The organism is Pseudomonas sp. Soil_N_39 (assembly GCF_057655955.1).
In genome coordinates, this window is record NZ_JBDGLI010000015.1 from 38,216 (window position 1) to 59,238 (window position 21,023).

The 21,023-nt window shown below is 61.0% G+C and carries 22 protein-coding genes and 3 tRNA genes; 1 reads left to right on the forward strand and 24 read right to left on the reverse strand.

What is annotated here, in order from left to right:
* Positions 1-15 precede the first annotated feature (15 nt).
* The 13 genes from AC3A5O_RS20855 to AC3A5O_RS20915 all read right to left on the reverse strand — a co-directional run bounded on the left by AC3A5O_RS20855 (position 16) and on the right by AC3A5O_RS20915 (position 9,055).
* Positions 16-1,062 (reverse strand): EscU/YscU/HrcU family type III secretion system export apparatus switch protein, encoded by a 1,047-nt coding sequence (locus AC3A5O_RS20855; protein WP_305467695.1) that lies wholly within the window; start codon positions 1,060-1,062, stop codon positions 16-18.
* A 25-nt stretch (positions 1,063-1,087) separates the two neighbouring features.
* Positions 1,088-1,900: a type III secretion system export apparatus subunit SctT gene (gene sctT, locus AC3A5O_RS20860; protein WP_122566046.1), complete on the reverse strand. Its 813-nt coding sequence runs from the start codon at positions 1,898-1,900 to the stop codon at positions 1,088-1,090.
* A 5-nt stretch (positions 1,901-1,905) separates the two neighbouring features.
* Positions 1,906-2,175, reverse strand: coding sequence for a type III secretion system export apparatus subunit SctS (gene sctS / locus AC3A5O_RS20865; RefSeq protein WP_122566013.1), 270 nt, complete (start codon positions 2,173-2,175; stop codon positions 1,906-1,908).
* Positions 2,175-2,834 (reverse strand): type III secretion system export apparatus subunit SctR, encoded by a 660-nt coding sequence (sctR, locus tag AC3A5O_RS20870; RefSeq protein ID WP_487753664.1) that lies wholly within the window; start codon positions 2,832-2,834, stop codon positions 2,175-2,177. The genes sctS and sctR overlap by 1 nt, the downstream gene beginning before the upstream one ends.
* Positions 2,831-3,889 carry a type III secretion system cytoplasmic ring protein SctQ gene (gene sctQ / locus AC3A5O_RS20875; RefSeq protein WP_460082800.1) on the reverse strand — a complete coding sequence of 353 codons (1,059 nt, stop codon included), beginning with the start codon at positions 3,887-3,889 and terminating at the stop codon, positions 2,831-2,833. Before sctQ ends, sctR begins: the two co-directional genes overlap by 4 nt.
* On the reverse strand, positions 3,886-4,362 hold the full coding sequence (locus tag AC3A5O_RS20880; RefSeq protein WP_122566015.1) for a hypothetical protein: 477 nt from the start codon (positions 4,360-4,362) through the stop codon (positions 3,886-3,888). The genes sctQ and AC3A5O_RS20880 overlap by 4 nt, the downstream gene beginning before the upstream one ends.
* 16 nt (positions 4,363-4,378) lie before the next feature.
* Entirely contained in the window at positions 4,379-5,692 is a 1,314-nt protein-coding gene (locus AC3A5O_RS20885) for a FliI/YscN family ATPase (RefSeq protein ID WP_487753691.1), read from the reverse strand.
* A gap of 5 nt (positions 5,693-5,697) precedes the next feature.
* Positions 5,698-6,291 carry a type III secretion system stator protein SctL gene (gene sctL / locus AC3A5O_RS20890; RefSeq protein ID WP_122566017.1) on the reverse strand — a complete coding sequence of 198 codons (594 nt, stop codon included), beginning with the start codon at positions 6,289-6,291 and terminating at the stop codon, positions 5,698-5,700.
* On the reverse strand, positions 6,288-6,929 hold the full coding sequence (locus AC3A5O_RS20895; protein ID WP_305467699.1) for a type III secretion protein: 642 nt from the start codon (positions 6,927-6,929) through the stop codon (positions 6,288-6,290). The genes sctL and AC3A5O_RS20895 overlap by 4 nt, the downstream gene beginning before the upstream one ends.
* Positions 6,926-7,708, reverse strand: coding sequence for a type III secretion system inner membrane ring lipoprotein SctJ (gene sctJ, locus AC3A5O_RS20900; protein WP_487753665.1), 783 nt, complete (start codon positions 7,706-7,708; stop codon positions 6,926-6,928). Before sctJ ends, AC3A5O_RS20895 begins: the two co-directional genes overlap by 4 nt.
* A gap of 4 nt (positions 7,709-7,712) precedes the next feature.
* Positions 7,713-8,162 carry a hypothetical protein gene (locus tag AC3A5O_RS20905; RefSeq protein WP_305490824.1) on the reverse strand — a complete coding sequence of 150 codons (450 nt, stop codon included), beginning with the start codon at positions 8,160-8,162 and terminating at the stop codon, positions 7,713-7,715.
* A 9-nt stretch (positions 8,163-8,171) separates the two neighbouring features.
* Complete coding sequence (locus AC3A5O_RS20910) at positions 8,172-8,384, reverse strand: hypothetical protein (protein ID WP_122566021.1); 213 nt, start codon at positions 8,382-8,384, stop codon at positions 8,172-8,174.
* Positions 8,385-8,449: 65 nt separating this feature from the next.
* The gene (locus AC3A5O_RS20915) at positions 8,450-9,055 is read right to left on the reverse strand and encodes a type III secretion protein (RefSeq protein ID WP_305490825.1); all 606 of its coding nucleotides are present in this window, start codon (positions 9,053-9,055) and stop codon (positions 8,450-8,452) included.
* Between the two features lie 166 nt (positions 9,056-9,221).
* Here AC3A5O_RS20915 and AC3A5O_RS20920 point away from each other — a divergent pair, with 166 nt between their 5' ends.
* The gene (locus AC3A5O_RS20920) at positions 9,222-10,001 is read left to right on the forward strand and encodes a tetratricopeptide repeat protein (RefSeq protein WP_305490826.1); all 780 of its coding nucleotides are present in this window, start codon (positions 9,222-9,224) and stop codon (positions 9,999-10,001) included.
* Between the two features lie 11 nt (positions 10,002-10,012).
* Here AC3A5O_RS20920 and AC3A5O_RS20925 read toward each other — a convergent pair whose 3' ends face one another.
* The 11 genes from AC3A5O_RS20925 to AC3A5O_RS20975 form a co-directional block, all read right to left on the reverse strand.
* A complete protein-coding gene (locus AC3A5O_RS20925; protein ID WP_305467704.1) occupies positions 10,013-10,438 on the reverse strand; it encodes a hypothetical protein in 426 nt (141 codons plus the stop codon).
* 13 nt (positions 10,439-10,451) lie between these two features.
* The gene (locus tag AC3A5O_RS20930) at positions 10,452-11,720 is read right to left on the reverse strand and encodes a type II and III secretion system protein family protein (protein ID WP_487753666.1); all 1,269 of its coding nucleotides are present in this window, start codon (positions 11,718-11,720) and stop codon (positions 10,452-10,454) included.
* A gap of 65 nt (positions 11,721-11,785) precedes the next feature.
* Positions 11,786-13,924 carry a type III secretion system export apparatus subunit SctV gene (gene sctV / locus AC3A5O_RS20935; RefSeq protein WP_122566026.1) on the reverse strand — a complete coding sequence of 713 codons (2,139 nt, stop codon included), beginning with the start codon at positions 13,922-13,924 and terminating at the stop codon, positions 11,786-11,788.
* Positions 13,921-14,256 (reverse strand): type III secretion apparatus assembly chaperone SctY, encoded by a 336-nt coding sequence (sctY, locus tag AC3A5O_RS20940; RefSeq protein WP_047229706.1) that lies wholly within the window; start codon positions 14,254-14,256, stop codon positions 13,921-13,923. The genes sctV and sctY overlap by 4 nt, the downstream gene beginning before the upstream one ends.
* Positions 14,253-14,615 (reverse strand): hypothetical protein, encoded by a 363-nt coding sequence (locus tag AC3A5O_RS20945; protein WP_487753667.1) that lies wholly within the window; start codon positions 14,613-14,615, stop codon positions 14,253-14,255. Before AC3A5O_RS20945 ends, sctY begins: the two co-directional genes overlap by 4 nt.
* Entirely contained in the window at positions 14,612-15,556 is a 945-nt protein-coding gene (locus AC3A5O_RS20950; protein ID WP_487753668.1) for a SctD/MshK family protein, read from the reverse strand. Before AC3A5O_RS20950 ends, AC3A5O_RS20945 begins: the two co-directional genes overlap by 4 nt.
* A gap of 126 nt (positions 15,557-15,682) precedes the next feature.
* Positions 15,683-15,844, reverse strand: coding sequence for a hypothetical protein (locus AC3A5O_RS20955; RefSeq protein ID WP_163006721.1), 162 nt, complete (start codon positions 15,842-15,844; stop codon positions 15,683-15,685).
* Between the two features lie 569 nt (positions 15,845-16,413).
* Positions 16,414-19,770 carry a type III effector HrpK domain-containing protein gene (locus AC3A5O_RS20960; protein ID WP_487753669.1) on the reverse strand — a complete coding sequence of 1,119 codons (3,357 nt, stop codon included), beginning with the start codon at positions 19,768-19,770 and terminating at the stop codon, positions 16,414-16,416.
* Positions 19,771-20,549: 779 nt separating this feature from the next.
* Positions 20,550-20,626 (reverse strand) — tRNA-Asp (locus tag AC3A5O_RS20965).
* An 89-nt stretch (positions 20,627-20,715) separates the two neighbouring features.
* Positions 20,716-20,792: transfer RNA gene (locus tag AC3A5O_RS20970), tRNA-Asp, on the reverse strand.
* Positions 20,793-20,850: 58 nt separating this feature from the next.
* Positions 20,851-20,926 (reverse strand) — tRNA-Val (locus AC3A5O_RS20975).
* Between the last annotated feature and the right edge of the window lie 97 nt (positions 20,927-21,023).

Below are 21,023 nucleotides of genomic sequence, written 5' to 3' on the forward strand. Positions count from 1 at the left end.
ACCCGGCAGCCACTCTTAAATCAACCGCGCGGCCACCAGGATATCCGCCACAGCCTGGAAGGTATTATCCGGCACAGGGTCCCCCGGTACTGCTCGTCGGGCGATGTCCTTGGCCAGGACGGCATCAAGGCTATGGGCGATCCCCAGGCCCCTGGCCTGCACGAGCATCTGCGCCGCCTCTTCGAGTTCGGCCTTGCACACCACCACCGGCACCGGGGTTTCACCGCGTACGTAACGTATACCCACCACCCAACCAGGGTCGGAGCCGACCATCAACGATGCACGCCCCACGCCCAGCTTGGTGGCCAGGGCTTGCATTTCCCGACGTTGGCGCTGGCGTTCCTGCTTGATCAGCGGATCGCCGTCACTGTCCTTGCGCTCACGCTTCTGTTCGCTGCGGGTCATTTTCATGTCACGGCCGAACAGCCAGCGTTGCATCATCACGTCTGCCGCCCCGACCAGCAGAAAGGCAGCTAGCACGGTGAACACCAGAGGCTTGAGGACCAGGTAGAAGGTTGATTCGATGCAACCGGCGCCGCAGCGCGAGGACTCCATCAGCGCCTGCAAAGCTCCGCGCCCGATCACGTAGAACGCCAGCCCCAGCAGTACGACCTTGATCACGCCTTTGAGGAATTCGACGAAACTGCGCATCGAAAAAATGCGCTTGAAGCCGTCGATCGGATTGATACGTTTGATGTCCGGTTTGAGGGGTTCGACCGAGAACACCACGCCGCGCATGCTGATGATGTTGGTCAGGATCACCGCCCCCACCGTCACGGCCACCACCGGCAGGGTGAGGTTGATCAGCAACTGCCCCGCGATGTCCAGCACCCGTGGCCAGACGGTGTGAAAAGGTTCGATGTAGATCAGCGCGATCAGGTCCAGCAACGCGGTGATCTGTGCCTGGGCCTTGGGCACCATGATCGAGATGCAGAGCGTGCAAAACAGGATGACCATGCCCGAGACCAGGTCCTGACTCTTGGACACCTGGCCTTTCTTGCGCGCCTCGCTGAGCTTCTTGCTGGTGGCCGGCTGTGATTTCTCTTCGCTGCTATCGCTCATGGACGCTTCGCCCGAAACAGGGAAGTCATACCGAATCGGCCAGCGTCTTCAGGAGCTCCACCGTACCGCGGAATTCGCCGAGTTGCTCGATCATCACCGGAATCAGGAAGCTGATGTAGACCACCATCAACACAGTGAAGAACAGATTTTTCACCGGCAGCGACAGATCGAAAATGTGCAGGTTGGGCGCCATGCGCGACAAGTAGGCGAGCATCAGGTCCGTGACCAGCATGCAGATGATCAGCGGCCCGACCATGATGACGCCGATGCGGGTCACCTGGTCGAGAATCTGCAGCACCGCCATCAACGCCGAGCTGGCAAACAACGGTGTGAACTCGGTCACCGGCCATAACAGATAGCTGTGGTAATAGCCGTCGACCATCATGATGAAGCCGCTGGACATGAAGAACAGGGCGATCAACATCACCGTCAGCAAGGTGGCCATGACACTGGACTCTGCCGACGACAAGGGATCGACCAACTGGGCCATGGTCGAGCCGCGTTGCAGATCGACCAACTCGCCCGCGACTTCCGCCGCCCAGAACGGAATGCCGAACAGCAGCCCGATGAGGATACCGATCAGAAATTCCTTGATCAGTAGGCCGGCCAGGAAAAACCCACCATGCTCTGGCAGTGCCGTGAAAGCGCCATACACCGGAACAAACATGGGGATGGAAATGGATACCGCGACGCAGCTGCGGATCATGCCGGTCAGGCCCAGGCGGTTGAAGGCTGGGGTGATCACCACCACGCCCATGGCGCGGCTGGCAGACAGCGCCGCCGAGCTGATGACCGGGTAGGCGACTTCGATGAACTGGTTGGCAAGCTCGGTATTCATGCCATTCAGCGCGTCCACAACGGGAAGTTGTCGAGCACCTGGTTACCCAGCTCAAGCACCTGGCTGGCCAGCAGCGGCCCCACGAACACGATCGTCAGCAGCACTGCCACCAGCTTGACCGCCTGCGGCAGGGTCTGGTCCTGGATCTGGGTCAGTGCCTGCAGCAACCCCACTCCCAGACCGACGATGATCGCAACAGCCAGTGCCGGGGCGGACAACAGCAGCACCGTCATCAGCGCCTGATTCATCAACGAAAGAAATACATCCTGGCCCATCAGGTACCCCCGTAGCTAAGAATCAAGCCATGCATCAAGCGCGACCAGCCGCTCAAGGCGACGAACAGAAAGAGCTTCAGCGGTATTGAAATCAACGTAGGTGAGACCATGGACATGCCCATGGCCATCAATACGTTCGCCACCAGCAAGTCCACCACCAGAAAGGGGACGTACAGCAGGAAACCGATTTCGAAAGCACGGGTCAGCTCGGAGCTGACGAACGCCGGCACCAGTACCACCAAGTCATCTTCGCGCAGATCGGCCCGGGCTTCAGGGGACCAGATGGTCTCCGTGGCCTGGATGAAAAAACCACGCTCGCTTTCGTTGGCGAAGCGCGAAAGGTGCGCCTGCAATGGCGGCCTCAGTGCATCACCGAACGCGGTCAACTGCTCGATGCTCTCGATGTTGAGATCGCGGCCCTGCACCTGCCGGTACATGTCGCCCAGCAACGGCGTAGTGACATAGACCGACAGGATCAGGGCGATGCCGTACAGCACCATGTTGGGCGGCGTCTGTTGCACGCCCAGAGCGTTGCGAATCAGAAACAGCACCACGGAGATTTTCATGAAACCGGTCAGGGTCACCACTGCCAGCGGGATAAGACCGATGGTGGCGACGACAACAATGATTTCAATCAGGTTTGGCTGGTAGCCGTTCATGACGCGGCGATGCTCAACACACGCACGCCCAGGCCTGGACCGATCCTGACCAATTGCCCCAGGCCGACGCGACGCCCGTTGATCATCAGGTCGACGTTGTCCTGGCGTTGCTCGGTGAACGACAGCAGGCTGCCCTCCCCCAGTTCGCGCAGTTGCGCCAGGGTCAACTCGACGCTGCCGGCCTGGCAAACCATTTTCAGTGGCAGTTCGTCCAGGCGCGAATCCAGATTTCGCCCGTCAGGGGTTTCACTCATGGAGGGTGCTTCGTTCACGGAAAATTCCTTGGAAAAATTGATGATCATCGGTGTTTCAAGCAGCGTCAGCCTGGTGCCGTCCTGGCGGGCCCGGGTGTGCAGACGATGGGCCACCACCAGCCGCACTTGGCCCATGGGCCAAGGGTCGAGCATCACCACGTCGCCCGGGTTGAGGCTGCGCAGCTCGCCGACGCTCAGCTCGGCTTCGCCGGCCTCGACCACCAGCCACAGGCGCAGGTCTGTCAGCGCATGGGGAGCCGGCGGCGCATATCGACCGAGCCACTGCGCGACCCGCTCGCCAGCGTTAGCGCTCAAGTGCAGCGCAACGGGCATGGACGAGCCATCGAGCTGGACTTGAGTGGCCAGGCGCAACGGGCAAGGTTGCGCGGCCAGGGCGGCGTGAGCCGGGTCGGCGTGGTCAATGAAACGCATCGATTGCCCGGTCAGGCGCTCCAACGGTTCGATCAGGCTCAGCAGGGCCAGCTCCAGCAGCATCGCGCCAGGCAAGGTTTGAAAGTCCAGGGCGACGGGCATACCCAGGGCGTGCAGTGCCTGCGCTGGCAGGTGCAGCCTGATGGCCGACGCGTCGCCCTCCTCGCCCAGCCCCAGCAACAGCTCAACCGCCGTGACGTCAGCTTCGGCAACGCAACCCCAGCGCACAGCAATGGCCTGACCTGCACATTCGCCCTTCCAGGTTTCGCGGCTACGATGCAGGCGGTTGTGCAGGTCCACCCATTGGGGATCGACAGGCGCCAATGACTCGGCAAAAGGTGTCCAGAGTGGGGGTTGGTGACAGCTCACGCACGGCCTCCGAGGGCAGCGCGAGGAATTTCGTCGGCTTCCAACCGGTGTTCGTCGATAAGGCGCTCGACACGCTCGCGGCCTTCGAGCAAGGTGTCGCAGGCCTGCGCCTGGCGCTGTCGAGCCACATGGGCAACCCGGAACACTTCGCGCTGATGCTCGTGGATTTCCAAGGTGCGCGCCACTTCACTGACGCTCACTTCCAGCTGTCGCTGTCCGCCCTCGTACAGCGCCTCCAGGTGCTCCTGGGCCATACGCCAGTCACTGATCGACATGCCTTCGCTGATCGAGCCGTAGATACGCTCAGCTTCACGGGCCAGGGTCTCACGGTGCAGGCGCAGTTTTTCCTTGGCGTCATCCAGTGCCACGTTGGTTTCCCGGCAGCGTCGCTGCTGAGCGACCAGTTGGCTGGACGCACGTTGCTCACGCAATTGGCGCAACGCTTGAAGGCTGCGCATGTCACTGGTTTTCATAAGACCTCCATGGTTATCAAGCCATCACCCTGCGCATGTGTCGCAGGGTTTCATCGGGGCTGCTTGGCTCGTTGGCTCCTTGGCGCAAGAACGCCTCAATGGCCTCATGCCGCTCAATCGCCTCGTCGGCCAGTAGGTCGCTCCCGGCGGCGTATTCGCCGACCCGGATCAGCATTTCGATCTCGTTGCGCCGCGCCATCAGCTCGCGCATGCGCATGGCCAGGTGGCGTTGCTCGTCGTCACACACCTGGTCCATCAACCGGCTACGGCTTTGCAGCACATCCACCGCCGGGAAAAAGTTGCGTTGCGCCAGTTCGGCGCTGAGCACGATGTGCCCATCGAGGATTGAGCGGGTTTCTTCGGCCACCGGGTCCATCGAGGCATCGCCTTCGGTGAGCACGGTATACAACCCGGTGATGCTGCCGGTCTCGCCGGGGCCGGCGCGTTCAAGCAAGCGCGGCAAGGCGGAGAAAAAGGAGGGTGGGTAGCCGCGTCGGGTCGGCGGCTCGCCCACCGCCAGGCCGATTTCCCGCTGGGCCCGGGCAAAGCGGGTCAGGCTGTCCATCAACAGCAGTACGTTGCGGCCCTGGTCGCGGTGGTATTCGGCCAGTGCCGTGGCAACAAAGGCGGCGCGTACCCGCTCGGCGGCCGGACGGTCGGAGGTGGCGACCACGGCAACGGTACGCGCCCGGGCCTCGGCGCCCAACTGCACATCCAGCAGTTCGCGCACTTCACGGCCGCGCTCACCGATCAGGGCGATCACGATGACATCGGCATTGGTATTGCGCACGATGCTCGCCAGCAGTGACGACTTACCCACCCCCGGCTCACCGAAAATACCCATGCGCTGGCCCTGGGCCAAGGTCAGCAGGCCGTCGATGCTGCGCACCCCCAAGGACATCGGATGGGCGATCAGTTGGCGACTGAACGGCGCTGGGGGTTCGGCATGCAAGGGGTAGCGTTGCAACACGCCCAGCGGCGGGCTGCCATCGAGAAATTCGCCCATGGGGCTGATCACTCGGCCCAGCTGCGCATCGCCGACGCTCACCCCCAGGGTCTCGCCGGTGGCGATGATTTCGGTGCGAGTCGACAGGCCGTCCATCGAGCCGATGGGCGAAAGGATCGCTTCGTCATCTTCAAAGCCAATGACTTCGGCAGCCAGGCTGCGGCCGCTGCCGGGTTCGCGCAACTGGCACAGTTCACCGATGTGCACACCGGCGACGCTGGCGCGCAGCAGCACCCCACGGATGCTGCGGATGGTGCCCTTCATGGGACGCGGTCGGGCATTGGCCAGACGCTCGGCCAGGCGCGGCAGCAGGTCGTGGGGGATAGTGGTCACGGCTGTGCCTCGTCGGCGTACGGCAGCAGGTTACGGCGCAGGTTGAGCAACTGGGCTTCAAGCCCCAGCTCGACCGAACCCACCGGACTGCTCAGCCGTGCCTGACCGCCTTGCAATCGATCGTCTGGCTCCACGGCAATCGCCGGCAAGCCATCCTCTTGCAGTTTGAGCTGCTGACGCACCGCTTCGGCGTCCTGGCGGGAGACGAACAGGGTCAGGGCCTGGTCCTGGCGGAACGCCCCCAATGCCTTGCGGGCGCAGCGCATCACGCGCTCGGCATCGTCCATGTCATCGAGTATTTCGCGCACAATGCCCAACGCCAGATCGGCCAGGGACGTTTCCAGCCCGGCCAGCCAGGCATCGATCCTCAACGACGTTTCGCCCAGCAGTGCGCTGACCTGTTCGGCCCCCTCCCGGCGTCCGCTTTCAAAGCCTTCGGCGTGGGCTTGTTGCAACCACTGCTCACTGTCTTGCCTGATGGCCTCAGCCTCGTCACGGGCGGCCTGCAGGAAGGCGTAGCCGTCTATCCACAGGTCTGCCTGTTCGGCACGCAGAATACGGGCGGCAGGACGGGTCGGAAGCGCTCTCATCGGGTCCCCTGCTCGTCAAGCTGTTGAAGGTTCGAGGCGGCGCTGCGCACGATGGCCTGGGCATTGGCTGCCGACGTGGAGCCTATCGGTGCGCTCTCATCCGGCAGCTCGGCAAACCGCAGGCGCAGCCAGGGCTGAAGTGGCACTGGCTGGGCGCTCAGCCAAACGGCGATGCAGCGGCCGCCATCATGGTCGATGGCTTCAAGCAGTTCAGCCGGCTGGCGCAGCAAATCGGCGCCGCCGCCCAGGGCCCGGTTTGCCAGGGCCAGGGCAAACACGTCACTGCCCAGCGAATCGCGCAACTGGTTGACCACATCGCCACGGATCTCGCGGCTCAGGGTGGTGCTATGCACAATCGCGCCACACAGACGCGGCAGGCGCTTGAAGGCCTCGGGAGACAGCGTCAGCACCGGCAGATCGTCCACATCGGGCAGCGGCAGGTGACCGGGAGCCTGCAGCGCATGGCGGCTGAGCAACAGGCGTATCAATCGCGCCTGGAAGCGCGGCTGTTGGCGCAATGCACTCAGCTGCGCACTGCCGAGGTCGTCGGGGAAGCACGCCGCAAGAGGCGGCGTGCCGACGAAATCCAGCGGCTGTTCGATCAAGTTGTGCCACTGCTGCAACGCGTCGGCACTCATTTCACGTCCTCCAGCTCATACAAGGCACGGGAGGCGCGTCGTTGCCAGTGCTGCCAGCCCAACACACCGACCATCGACAGCGCGACCAGCAGCAGAACGCCGAACAGCATCCAGGCACGGGGCAGGTTGTCTTCAAGCATCCATATGCCCAGGAAGCTGGCCAGGCGCGGCTGTGCGGTGGCCCGACCGCTGCCGGTGGTGGCCTTGATTACCGTGACCGACACCCCTTCGTAGCTCAAGCCGGAGATGCCGTTGGCCACCAGGGTCTTGATCTGCGGGATCAGGGCGTTGATGTCGGTATTGGGGTCGTAGCGCACCAGCACTGAAGCCGACGACGGGGAAATCACCCGTTTGAGCAGGTCATTGTCGGGTAGCACCACATGTACCCGGGCGGAGACCACACCGTCGATCAGCGAGACGCTGTGCGAGAGCTCTTCACTGAGCGCATAGACCATCTGGGCCCGTTCCTGCACGGGGGAAGACACCAGGCCACCACTTTTGAACACGGCGCCCATGTTGGAAAAGGTCTGGCCCGGCAAGCCGGCTTCGTCGAGCAGGCTCATGGCCTCGGCAAAGCGTTTTTCGTCCACCACCAAGGTGAGTTGGCCGTTTTCCTGGACCTTGCGCGAGGCCGGCACACCTTCGCGCAGCAGCACCGCGACCATGGCATTGGCCTCGCGCTCGCTGAGGTTGGTGTACAGGTCGATATCGCAGCCCTGCAGCATGCTGGCAAAGGCAAGGACAATCATCAGACGCACGGCATGGCAACGGCGGGACATGGCTTTATTGACCTTTCAAGAGCGTGTTGGCTGCGCCGGAAATCTGCGTCGCGCCACGAACGACCATCTGAGTTTCAATGGAGTAATCGAACATGCGGCCCAGCGATTGGACGATCTGGTCGACCTGCTGATCGCCGACCTTTTTTCCCGACTCGCCCGCCGCGCCCTCAGGAAGTGACGCGATCCGTTGCGTACCGGAGGGCGCCACAGCGTTGCCAGCCGTCGGCCCGTTGGTCAGCGCATCGGCACGCTTGGCGAAGTTTTGCGAACGGTCGATGAAGCCATTCAGGCGCTCCATCAAGCCTTCGCCGATCTGGTGCGGACTGGCGCCGGCAGGCATGCCCTTGGCGCTGTTTGTCATGTGTTCGAACAAGTTCTGGGAGGCCTGCAAATCGACCTGCCCTCCTGACGGCGGCAGCGCCGCCGTGGCTGTTGTTCCGAGACTTACCGTCATGGCGTGGGCCTACTCGTCATCGTCCGACTGGGCTTCGTTCAGGATTTCCTGGGCACGAGGCATGATGATGAACTGGCCACCAATCGTGACGGCCTGGGTGATCAGGGCCTCGGTGAGTTCTCCATCGCTCAGCTCGCTCTTGGCGTTGTCCACCGCTGCGTTGAACTGCGCTTCGGAGTTGGCAGTGACAGCGGAATTTTCGCTGATGGGGGTGACTGACATGGTGGTTCTCCTTGACGGGGTTGATGGAAGATCGATCGGTTAATGGAGCCTACAGGCGAGTGCTTTCACTCTTGTGTCACCGCACCGCCCCTGAACACACGCACGCCGCGCTCGCGAGTCGTCGCCATCGGCGTCGGGGTCGACGTAAGCGGTTGGTCGAAGTGCTGCTCGATCATGGCCAGCCAGGCCGGCGGCCCGGAAACGAGCAACTCATCGCCATCGGGTCCGGTGCGCACCGACATATGCGTGCCGTAGACATCCCGGCTGGTGACGTAATCCTGCAACTGCTCCAACTCCCGGCCCTGGGCCTTAAAGCGTCGCGTATCGGTTTCGGAGTCGGCGGAGAGGTAAAGCACATTGCCGTCGAAGTACCACGTCAGGCCGTTGAAGTCGCACAGCGCCGTCAGGAAATCGCCGGCGGACTCGGCACGTATCCGGCTGCGCGATTTGCCGCGTACCTTGTCCGACATGACGACGCTCAGGTCCATATTTCGGCCAAACTCTTGCAGCGCGGCGCGCACGTCCTGCTCGACCAGCACATAGGCATAGGGCCGAACGAACCAGTCCGGCTGCGGGTTGGCATCGTCGACTTGCGTTCGATCGGCGGCCAGCAGGTTAAGCGCGATAAACACCAGCGCCACGCCGATCGCCGCCCGCGAGACCTTACGCATGGAAGCGCTCCCCGCCGCCGGCCTGAGGGCACGCCCCGAACAAAAAACGGGCACTCTTATGGATGATGTCAAGAAGATGACTTAAACGTCGGTCACCCTGTTCCGCCTGAGTGCTCAACACTCCTTGGTTTTGCCCACTGCAAAAATCGCCGAAAGAGCCCTGTTCATGCCAAATCGTTTTGCCTGCACATCGTTGTTGTTTGCCAGCATCACCCTGGCCTCCTGCGCCCACCCACCGGTCTCCGATGGCAGCTACCAGCGCTACATGCAACTGGCCGGCGACCTGCAAAAGCGCGGTGATGTGGGATCCGCCGCCGCGTTGTACGAAAAAGCCATCCAGGAACCGGACGCCCGGATCGAGGCGTGGTTGAAACTGGGTGAGGCGCGCCTGGCCAACGGCGATGCGCGGGCCGCCGAGCTCGCCTACCAGCAAGCGTTGGAACGTCAGCCCGACAATGCCGCGGCGTTGCTCGGCGTGGGCACCGCCCAACTGCGTCAGGGCAAACTGGAGCGCGCAGTCACTTCCCTGACCCAGGCCAGCGCGGGCAACCACCCCGAAGCGTTCAATCGCCAGGGTGTGGCGCAAATGCTGCGGGGCAAGCCATCCGCGGCCCAGGTGGCATTCATCCAAAGCCTGGCCCTGGCGCCCACCAACCTGGACACGCAATGCAACCTGGCACTGGCCTACGCGTTGGGCGGCCAGCCGCAACAGGCGCTGCGAACCATCAAGGAAGTTAGCGACTCGCCCCGCGTCCAAGCCAGTCATCAACGCAACGCCCTGCTGGTCATGGTGCTGGCCGGCCGCGAAGAGGACCTCAAGACTCAGAACCTGGAAGACATCACGCCCAAGCAATACACCCGGTTGCTGACCGAGGCCCGACGCATCAAGGCCATTCAGGACCCTGCGATGCAGGCCCGGGAGCTGGGGTTGGTCGGCAGCCGCTGAGCCAAACGCGTTCATTGGCCCGCCTGCTTGTCGGCCTTGGCCTGCTGTTCGGCCAGACGGCGACGCAGCTCCTCACGGTCATAACCTTCGATGTAAACCTGGGCCGCCCGCCCCACCGGCGCGGCCATGGTTGGGCCGGTAGCCCGCCCCTCGATCACATCCGAACGTTGCTCAACCATCTGCAGCAGCGTCCGGTTATTCGCACAACCGGGCGGCAGCAGGCGTACATAGCGCGCTTGATCGGTATAAAAGCTGTCTTCGACCGGTGGCTCAAGGCAAGCCACCGGCGCCCACTCAATGCGACCATCGGCGTGGGTGAACGCCTGGTAGTCGGGTGAATAACTCACCGGTTCAAGCTGGGTCTTGCAGGCGCTCAGCAGCACGAGCGCGCCGAACGTCAGAGCGACCAGAGACAGATGGGACGATGGAGGGTTCATGCTCGCTCCTGGCTCAATTGATGTAGAAACCGAACATGTCGCTGTTGCGCGGCCCACCAGACGCATGGGTCGCGCCCTCGGGCTGGGCATCGAGCGGCGTGGCCACGCTGCGGGTGCGAACCGGTTCCACCAGGTACGGCGTGATCAGAATCACCAGTTCGGTTTCGTTGCGCTGGAAGCGCTTGGAGCGGAACAGATTGCCGAGGATGGGCATCTCGCCCAGCATCGGCACTTTCTCGATGTCCTGGGTGCTCTCGCGCTGAAACAACCCGGCAATGGCGAAAGTCTGGCCACTGCCGACCTCGACGCGGGTATCGGCACGCCGCACGCGGAACGACGGCACCTGGTAGCCGCTCACGTCCACAGTGCTGGAGCCCATCAGGCTGCTGACTTCCGGGCGCACTTGCAGGGCGATGCGACCGTTGGGTAGCAAGGTCGGGTTGAACAGCAGCGAGACACCGAAGGGTTTGTATTCGATCCCTACGGTGTCGCGGTTGACCGGAACCGGCACCGCGACCTCGCCTCCGGCCAGGAAGCTGGCTGTCTGGCCGGTCATGGCGGTGATGTTGGGTTCGGCGAGGATTTCCAGGATGCCGTTACTTTGCAATGCTTCGAGCATCGCATCGATGTTGACATTGCCCGAGGCCAGCCCGGCGCTGACCACATTGGAGGCACCAGAAGCCGCGCTGGAGGCCAGGGCTCCGCCCGTCAACAGACCAAAGGAAAAGGTACCGTTGTCGAACAGGGCATTCCAATTCACGCCGTAGCGCAACAACTCCGACCGCGAGACTTCGGCGAAGCGCACCCGCAGGTTCACCTGGGCCGAGCCCGCGTAGGAGGCGGTGTTGAGGGCCGAGCCCAAGCCTTGGCCGTCGCTGGTGAGCAGGCTGTTGAGGTCGGTGGCTTCATCGACACTCTGGACCACGCCCTTGGCCAACATACGATTGCCGGCAGCGGTCACCTGGACATTGCTTGCGGGGTGCAGGTCTTTCAGGGACCGCGTCACGGCCTGGGTGCCGCTGTTGATCGCCAGGCTCAGGCTGGCCAGTTCCTCACCCTCGGCGCCCAAGGCAATCAGGTTGGTTTGTCCGGGCGCCTTGCCGAACACGTAGATCACGCCAGGCGAAACCACCCGCAGGTCAGCGATACCAGGCTCTGCGACCAGCACCGACTCGACCGGATCCTGGAAACGCAGGATCCGCCCTTCGCCCTGGGCCAGGTCCAGCGTGACCTGGCTGCCCGGGGCGATGGACTCTGCGCTGGCCAGCTGCGGCAGCAGCATGGATGACGCGGCAGCGATCCAGAAGCCGACGCAGACAGGGACGCGAAACAGCGTAAAACACATCATCAAGCAGTCGCCATTGAAGTAAGGGAAGCGTCGTCGGCTGTCCGGCGGCCGGTCGTTTCGGTCAGGCTGATGGAACCGATGGCCTGCAGGTTGTATTCGCCGGCCAGCTCGCGAAATGACAACACCGCCAGCTCCAACTCGCCCCGCACCACCAGTCGACGCAGGCTGCGACGCAACTCGGGATGCACCAGCAGGACAGTGCGATCACCCTCGGCCAAGTCCTTGCAAACGGCACGTAACTGGATCAGCAATGAACGGCTGGCATGTTCGTTGAGCAACTCGCGCGGGTTGTCGGCACGGCGCAGGTAAGCACGCAGTTGTTCCTCCACCGCAGGGGTCAGCACGAAGGCCGTGATGACCCGGTTGCGATCGGCGTACTGATGGCTGATCTGCCGCGCCAGACTGGCGCGCAAGTGGTCGGCCAGGCGCGCCGCATCCGGCTCGCGGGCGCCCCACTCGACCATGGCTTCGAGCAAGGCGCGCTGGTTGCGAATCGACACACCCTCGGCGATCAACAAGCGCAGGGTTTCAGCCAAACGCTGCAAGGGCACGTTGCGCGAGACTTCCTTGACCAACTCGTCATAGCTGGCTTCCATGCGCTCCAGAATCCTGCGGGTTTCCTGAATGCCCAGAAAGGTCGCGGCATTGCGACGCAGGTTGCGTTCGAGGATGGCCCGCAGGACTTCAGCGGCGCTGAGAAAACCGATACCGGCCTGCTCAAGCAGCGGCTGGTGAGTGCGCTCGATCCATTGCGCCGGGCGACTGTGCAACGGCGACGGCGCCTCCAACGCATGAATGTCCAACAGTTGGACGTGCACCAGATCGTCCTTGAGCATCAGGCAATCAACCGGTATCTCGCCCTCGCTGATGGGCACGCCTTCGAGTTCGACCGAAAAGCCGTTGGCAGGCAGGCTGCGGTCGATGTAGATGTCCGGCACCGGCACCTCGATACCCAGGTCGCCGCGAATCTCATGGCACAAGGCTTCGATGCGTTGGCGCAACGGCAGTTCGGGCGCAGCCTGGGCCAACGCCAGGCCGATACTCAGCAGCACGCGGCTGTCTAGTGGCTTAGCCAGGGTTGCGTACTGTTCGAGCGGTTCGTCTTCGGGCGTCGCGACTTCGCTGACGCCTTCGACCACCTCTTCCCGGAGCGCTTCGTCGCGGCGATAGATCATGAACGCCGCAACGCCCAGCAACGCCGACAGCCCGATGAATACGATGGCCGGAAAGCCCGGCAACAGCGCCACGCCCAGCAGGATAAACGCGGTCAAGCCCAACGCCTGGGGGCTGTATCCCAACTGGTGGAAGATCTCGTTGCCCAGGTTGCCTTCGGTCGTGCCACTGTTGACCCGGGTGACCACCATACCGGCCGCGACCGAGATCAACAGCGCCGGGATTTGCGCGATCAGGCCGTCACCGACGGTCAGCAACGAGTAAGTGTGCGCCGCATCGGCAAACGACATATTGCGCTCGACCATGCCGATCATCATGCCACCCAGCAGGTTGACCGCCAGGATGACCAGGCTGGCAATCGCATCGCCCTTGACGAATTTCATGGCGCCATCCATCGCACCGAACATCTGGCTTTCCCGCTCCAGACGCGAGCGGCGTCGGCGGGCTTCATGCTGATCGATGTCACCGTTGCGCAAGTCATTGTCGATGCTCATCTGCTTGCCTGGCATCGCATCCAGGGTGAAACGTGCCGCGACCTCGGCCACGCGCTCGGCACCTTTGGTGATCACCACGAACTGGGCCACGGTGATGATCAAAAACACCACCAGACCGACCACGACCTGGCCGGCGATGACGAAATCGCCGAACGCCTTGACGATGTGACCGGCGTTGCCATCGAGCAGGATCAGTCGCGTGGTGGTGATCGACAGGGACAGGCGAAACAGGGTGCTTAGCAGAATCAGCGGCGGCAGCGCCGAGAACTCCACCGAGTGCTTGATGTAAAAGGCGACGATGAGGATCAGGATGCTCAGCGAGATGTTCAAGCCGATGAGTGTATCCACCAGCCAAGTGGGTAGCGGAATAATCATCATCACGATGGCCATCAGCATGAAGGCGACGACAATCACGTCGCTGCGCTGGGCGGCCATGCGGGCCAAGGCGTTGAGGCGGTCGAGGAACATCATTGCGCGGCCCTGCGGGCGGTAAGATATCGTTTGAAGCACTGGCGCGCCTCATCCTTGCGCCCACCGCTCCACAGCGCACGACTGCGCAACAGCAACAGGCCGCTGGACTCGCCTTCCAGTTCGAGCAGGCGGTCCAGCGCCGACAGGGCACGCTCGGCCTGGCCGCTGTCGGTAAAGGCCATGACCAGATTGCGCAGCAGCGCGGTGTCGGCGGGCGTCATCTGGACGGCGATCAACAGCAGCACCAAGGCACGCTGCGACTGGCCACTGCGGCGATACAGCTCGCCCATGCCCTTGAGCAGATCGACGCAGTCTTGCTCCTGGCGATTCATGACTCGACCACCTGGGCACGTTGTTCTTCGAACAAGCGACGCAGGTCGATTTCTTCGCTGATGAGCTCATGGGCCAACGCTTTGATTTCGGGCTCGGCATCGAGGATGGGGATCACATTGGCCAAGACGTATTCGAGAATCTCCATTGAGCGGCGACTGCCGAACAACTCTGCGGTCATGCCCTCGACGACGCCCGACTGCTCAATGTCGGCCCGCAGCGAACGACGCGCCGACACCGCGCGCTTGCCCAGCACTGCATCGAAGCGTCCATCTTGGCGCGCCTTGGCCGGCTGGAGGCTTTCTACCGCGGGGGTTCTTTCGGCGGTTGCCGGTAAGGGAGCACCAGGGTCGATTCTCATAAGGTCAACGTGAACCTTTCTTCACCGCGGGCGAGAACCACCTCATGGTTCTCGATGCGTTCGAGCATCCAGTTATCGCTCAGGGCGGCCCCTGGATACAGGCGCTCACCGTTGTCGTTGATCACGTACGGGTTATCGCCGAACCACACCGCCTGAAAACGTACGCGGGGCTTGGCGATTTCGTGACGTGCCACCACATCGGGGAGCAACAGGACCTTCTGGCCAAAGCGGCTATCGAAGGCTTGTTGCAGGCCCAGCCACTGGCTCTTCTGGGTTGGACCGTAAAAACCATGGGCACTGAGTTGACCATCGACCTCGCCGACCTTGATGTGGTGAAGGCCCAACGCGCCAAGCTGCTGTTCGAGCCAAGCCTTGGCCTGCGCGACGGTCTTCGTCGATTCAGGGTGCACGGTCGGCGGAGCGACCTTGGCGGCGGTGCTCAACGCCAACGGCGCAACCGATTCATCCCGAAAAGCAAAAGCGCCCACGCACAGGAACATCAGCAGCAGCGCGATGAACCACCGCGTCCTACGCTGTGGGGGCGATGTGACCGCAGCCGCTATCGGCTCCACGCTCGCGGTGCCGTGGCTGAGGGTCAGGCGGGCCTCGCCGATGCGGATATCCACAGGCAGGTGCGCTCGATGCCCCTTGCCTGCGGGAATTAGAATTTCCCGGGCGCGGCGACCACGCACGAACACATCGCCGCCAATGGCCTCAACGGCCACCTGGCCTTCGGTGAAACGTAGCGCCACGTGACGCTCGGCAATGCCTGCGTCGCTGAGCAATAGATCAGCATTGGCGGCGCTGCCCAGCATGTAGACGGGCTTGTCCAGGGACAGGCAAACCCCCTGATGCAGACCGTGGGTGATACCCAGCACTGGCAGAGCTTTACCCGTGGCAGCGACGACTGGAGCCGTGGCGAAGAAAGTCAGGGCTGTCATGGTGTATTACCGGAATGAGGCGTGCGGACAGACACCTGTGAGGCACAAGTAAGCTGTCGTTTTTCAAGATCTAGCACCGCAACCAACAAGCATGCAGGCAGCCGTCGGGCCGCCTGCATGACGGCATCAGTTCTGAGGCCGTTGTTTGGTAGCGTCGAGCTCAGCTTTCTTGGCCGTGGACAGCTCGGTGATCTTGGCCGATTTCTCGATCGCCATGTTGAAGGTGGCTTCCATCTTAGCGATAGCCGAGTCAGCGTTGCCGGAACTTACTGGGGGAGTCGTGCTCATGCTGTTTCTCCTAACATAAGAATATTTGAGCCGCCAAGCGGCCAACTAATGTTGCCAAGCGAAGAGTAAGGGTCAAACATTACAGTTCAACGTCTAACACTTGTTTTAATCCCAGGCCCACCACTGCCTTGGTCGGATGAAAAACAAGAACCACATCACACTTGGGTAATATTTTGCTTGCAGAGAAAATTCAAATCACCGCATGCAGGGCTGGAGCACGCCCCTGCATTAATGAGACGGGACTGCGTCAGCGCCCTAGTAAGTACGTCACCTGACACTTCTGGCGAACAGATACTTACAGGCCTAGGGGCAGACGATATAAACAGCGTGGCCACTGAATAAAATACATCTACAGAGCTTTTTCCAAATAAAAGCCACTCGATTAGCAACTTCGCCTTGATGGCCAGTTGCAATCAACTTCACATAACTTCAGTACGCTTCATATCCTGGACAACCCCCCAGTTTCTTACAGGCACTCGCCAGCACGCTGGTGGCCCGGGCAATGCCTTGAGGCAATTGCCCGGGGTCGTCCACCCATCATGCTGCAGCAGCGACCGACTGAGCCGGCGTCAGGAAGCGATGGTGCTATCTTCGCCCGGCCACTCCTCGTAAGGGATATCCCAGATATCGCCTTGCGGCACGCCGTCGATTTCGTACTGAGTCAGGTAATCGCTCAAGGCATCCGCGAATTTGCCCACCCGCGTCTCCTGCTTGCCTTCCTCGATCAAGCCCGGCACGAGCAGCGCCAGCGCGGCCACACCCGCCGCCGCGAAGCCCAAGCCACCCGCTATCATCGAGATTCGCGAAGCGGCAATCGCCGAAACGCTCATCGCGCTGGCGCCCACCTCAGCCACCGAAGCCAAACCCGCCATGATCCCCAACGAACCGGCCGTGATATTCATGCCACCGGAGACCGTATCGCCTTTCCTGAGCGCCTTGACACCATCGAAGATGCCGTAGGCACCGGCTGTGATAGCGGCAATGCCACCGATCCCCTTGGCCGCGTTTTCCATGCCCTTGAGGTTGGCGGTCACGCTTTTGAGCGGGTCATCCATCTTCTTGCCCAGGTCGCCGAGCCGATCACCTGTCAGCTTGCCTTTCACATCCTTGAGGTATTCCTGATAGTTTTTCAGCCCCCCTTCAGCCAGGAGCGTGGCGGCCTGCACTGAGCCGGTGGCGATGTCGACGATTTGCCGCTCGGTCAGCTTACCGGCGTTGTTGGCGCCTTTGGCGATAGTCACGCCGGCCATGAACAGCCCACTCACACCGTGCAGGACACCTTTGCTGGCAGCGTCCTTGACCGACGAATCCTTGCTGAAGACATCCAGCGCATCCAGGGTCTTGGTGCCCTGGCGAAGCAGGTCCCAGTCCCCCCTGAAATTAGTCAGGATCTGGTCTGGCGTGGCGACGGTGCCGTCGGCATTGACCAGCATCTGCGGGTTTTCCTTGCTGATCTGTTCGATGATTTTCTTGACCTTCTCCTCGTCCAGCTCACTCCCACCATTGACGCCGAAGGCCGCCTTCATGTCGTCGAAGGACGCATCCTTGAAGGCATTTTCCTTGGCGATCCTGGTGAAGTTCTCGTTGAGCTGTGTGTCAAACTTGCCGGTGAACTCAGGGTCCAGCGCCGAGTTGTACAGCGCGACTTCAAGGCTGAAGGCACTCATGGCTTCGTCAGGGGTATGGTCCTTGAGCAGCTCATTCAGGCGATCGCCTGAAGCCAGCGACTTCTCGTAAAAGCTTTCCAACTCGGCATTCGCCTTGGAGCCTTTGACGGCGGCCTGAATCTCACCGACATCGTTGATGCCCAACGCGCCCTGGAGGGTCTGTGCCGTACCAAAGAACTCGGCAAGAATTTCCGTGTGGGTCGTCTTGCCATCCTTGGACTTGGCCTCCCACAGTGCATCAAGTGACTTGCCAGACTTGATTTGGTCATCGTAGGTTTTTCGCAGGGACTCCTTGAGCCCCTTGTTACCGTCCACCAGCTTGGTCAGCTCACTGGAGCCATGCTCGCCCATGTACTGGCTGACAGCAGGATCACTTTCCAAGAGACCAATGTGCTTGTTGACATCGTCCAGCAGCTTCTGGGCATCGGGATGGCTGCGCACCTTGTTGGCAATCGTGACCTGCGACTTGTCATCCCTCCACATCCCGGCGGCGCTGCCCTGGATAATCAACTGCTGGGCGGCCTTGAGATCCTGCAGAACAGCGGCCTTTTCCTCTGCCGAATATTTCTCCGGATGATCAAACACGTCCTTGTTCAAGCCTGCGGTATCGACCCTGGCCAAGGCATTGTTGCCGGCGATCCCCGAAAGCAGCGCGGTCACGGAGGTCGCATCCTTGGGCACGTTGGCACTCTTGAGCCAACTCTGGACATCCCCCCTGCTCAGTTCGCCATCAGGATTCTTGTCCAGTGGGTTCTTGGCGTTGTCGATGACCTTGAACGCACCTGGCTGAGACCAGAAATCCAGTGCCTGCCTGGTCTCCTCGCTCAGCTGTGAATTCTGGTTCCTGTACTCCTTGATATCCTCGGCAGTCAGGTACTTGCCCGCACCGGTCTTGCCCTTGATGGCCTCAAAGTTTTCATCGAGGATCGCTGCATACTTGGCGATCTGCTGCGACGCCGGATCGGCATCCTTGTTGGTCTTGAGGTAATCCTTGTAGCTGGCAATATCATCGGTTTTCTTGAGTTCCGGCAGGCTCGAAAAGCCTTCCTTGCCGAAATCCTGCAGTCGACCCGCCTCAGTGCCGTGCTTGGCTTCGCCGCTCTTGGTGAAACCGTCCACGCTGCTGTTGAACACATCACCACCGGACTGGGCATTGCCCTTGTCATCGAACATCGTGATGCGATCCAAGACCTGCGCAGCCCGGTAGGCGGCGTCGGCGTCGCTCTCATAATCGCCGACCTGGTCCTTGAGCATGTCCTTGACGCCACTCTGGTTGCCCAGGTTCTTGAGCAGCGGGTTGTCTTCGATGATGTCTTGGGCCGAGCGCTTATCCTCTTCCGGGCGCTTCCAGACGATGCCAACCTTTTCGGCCTGCTCGCGGGCTTCCTTGTTGTCGCCAGCCGACGACGAATCCTTGATTTCACCTTTGAGGGCAGAAAACCCCATCTTGCCGAAGTCCTGCAGGCGGCCGGCTTCGGTGCCATGCTTCGCTTCGCCGCTCTTGGTGAAACCATCGACACGACCGTTGCCTACGTCCTTGCCGGCAATCTTGCCCCCCTCGCCATTGAGGGTCTCGATGTGCTCGAGCACCTGGGTCGCCCGATAGGCCGCGTCGGGATCATTTTCAAAATCGCCGACCTGCTCCTTGAGCATGTCCCTGACACCGCTCTGATTGCCGAGGTTCTTGAGCAAGGCATTGCCATCGATGATGTCCTGCGCGGAGCGATCATCCCCTTCAGGGCGCTCCCACTTGATCCCCAAGGCCTCGGCCTGCTCGCGTACCTTGGGATCATCGCCAGGCTTGGATAGATCCTTGAGCTCGCCTTTGAGGTGCGAGAACCCTTGTCGACCAAAATCCTGCAGGCGACCCGCCTCGGTGCCGTGCTTGGCATCGCCGCCCTTTGTGAAGCCGTCGACCCGGCCGTTATCGATGTCTTTGCTGGCAATCCGCTCACCGCCCTCATCATATTTTTCCACGTGCTCAAGCACCTGCTTGGCGCGGTAGGCCGCATCGGGGTCAGTCTCGAAATCGCCGACACGATCCTTGAGGTTATCCTTCACATCGCTCTGGTTACCCAGGTTCTTGAGCACTGGCGTGTCATTGATGATGTCCTGGGCCGAGCGGTCGTCGCCTTCCGGCCGCTCCCATTCAATGCCCGCATCCTTGGCCTGCTTGATCGCCTGGTCCCAGGCTTCGGCAAGTTTCGGGTCTTGCGGCCTAGAAGTTATGCCTACAAAACTGACATCTTGAACGGACATGAAAAACTCCTTTTTCTGGGGCACGGATAAGTGCAAGGTGCGAGCCCGCAAAGGCGCAACACCTGCGACACATCAGCCGGCGTAAATACGCATGCTCAAAGTGCCATTAATTTGATATTAATCGGATGATAAATCTGCGTAGCGACAGGATCATGAAAGGAGTATCACGGAGAGTGTTACAGCAAAAAAAACGATCACATTAAGTTTACATGACGCTTTTACTGTAGCGCCAAAATGATACCAATAAGCCATCGCCGCGTATCAGTATCTTAAGAATTGCCTCGCCCCTCTAATGGAGAAGAGCGACTACAACGGCCCCACCAAGAAAAAGTTAATCTCATAGGCTGTGTTGAACTTATAAAAGTTTTCCTCGCTCCCCTCACCACGCCAAACACACTTTCGCCAATAACGTTCCTGTTCCTGGCGATGTAATATTCATATGGCGACTATTTCGTAATTTTCGAAAGGGCTGGCTGGTAGTGGGATTCGCCTTGTATTCAGGTAGAGCGAATACTCTATCAATCTAGTTGAGTGCTCCTCCTCCCCGCCAGTGCTGCCTGGCGTTGATAAGGACAGGAAATGCCAAGAAGGGGAATACCGCCCAGCGGTAGACGCACCAATACGAAATTGATGTGCAAGAAATCGTAAAAAGGCTGTGCCAGCGGTGTACTTGAAAACCGCGGTTGAAGATAGATTTCAGGGAATTCAGAAACGAAAAAAGCGGCTCAAGGCCGCTATTTCCGTAGCTTCAAGGCGTTCAGTGGGCCTCGAAGCAGATATGGCGCAGCGGACGGGACTCGAACCCGCGACCCCCGGCGTGACAGGCCGGTATTCTAACCGACTGAACTACCGCTGCGTATCGCTATGGACTTGCGTCCAGTTAACTCGTCTGATCAAAACCCTGGGGTCTGGATCTCGAACCAGGCGAACCTGCTTCGGAAAATATGGCGCAGCGGACGGGACTCGAACCCGCGACCCCCGGCGTGACAGGCCGGTATTCTAACCGACTGAACTACCGCTGCGCGTCGGTGGAGGCTTTTGACAGCTTCCGTCTTGCTTTCGCAAAACTCTCGTAAAACATGGTGGGTGATGACGGGATCGAACCGCCGACATTCTGCTTGTAAGGCAGACGCTCTCCCGGCTGAGCTAATCACCCTTTGCTTCGCTGAGGCCGCGAAATTTACGCAGGTACCGAAGCTAAGTCAATAGCAGGGTTGAAGTTTTTTCAAAACAGTTTCAAACGGCACCCGCGA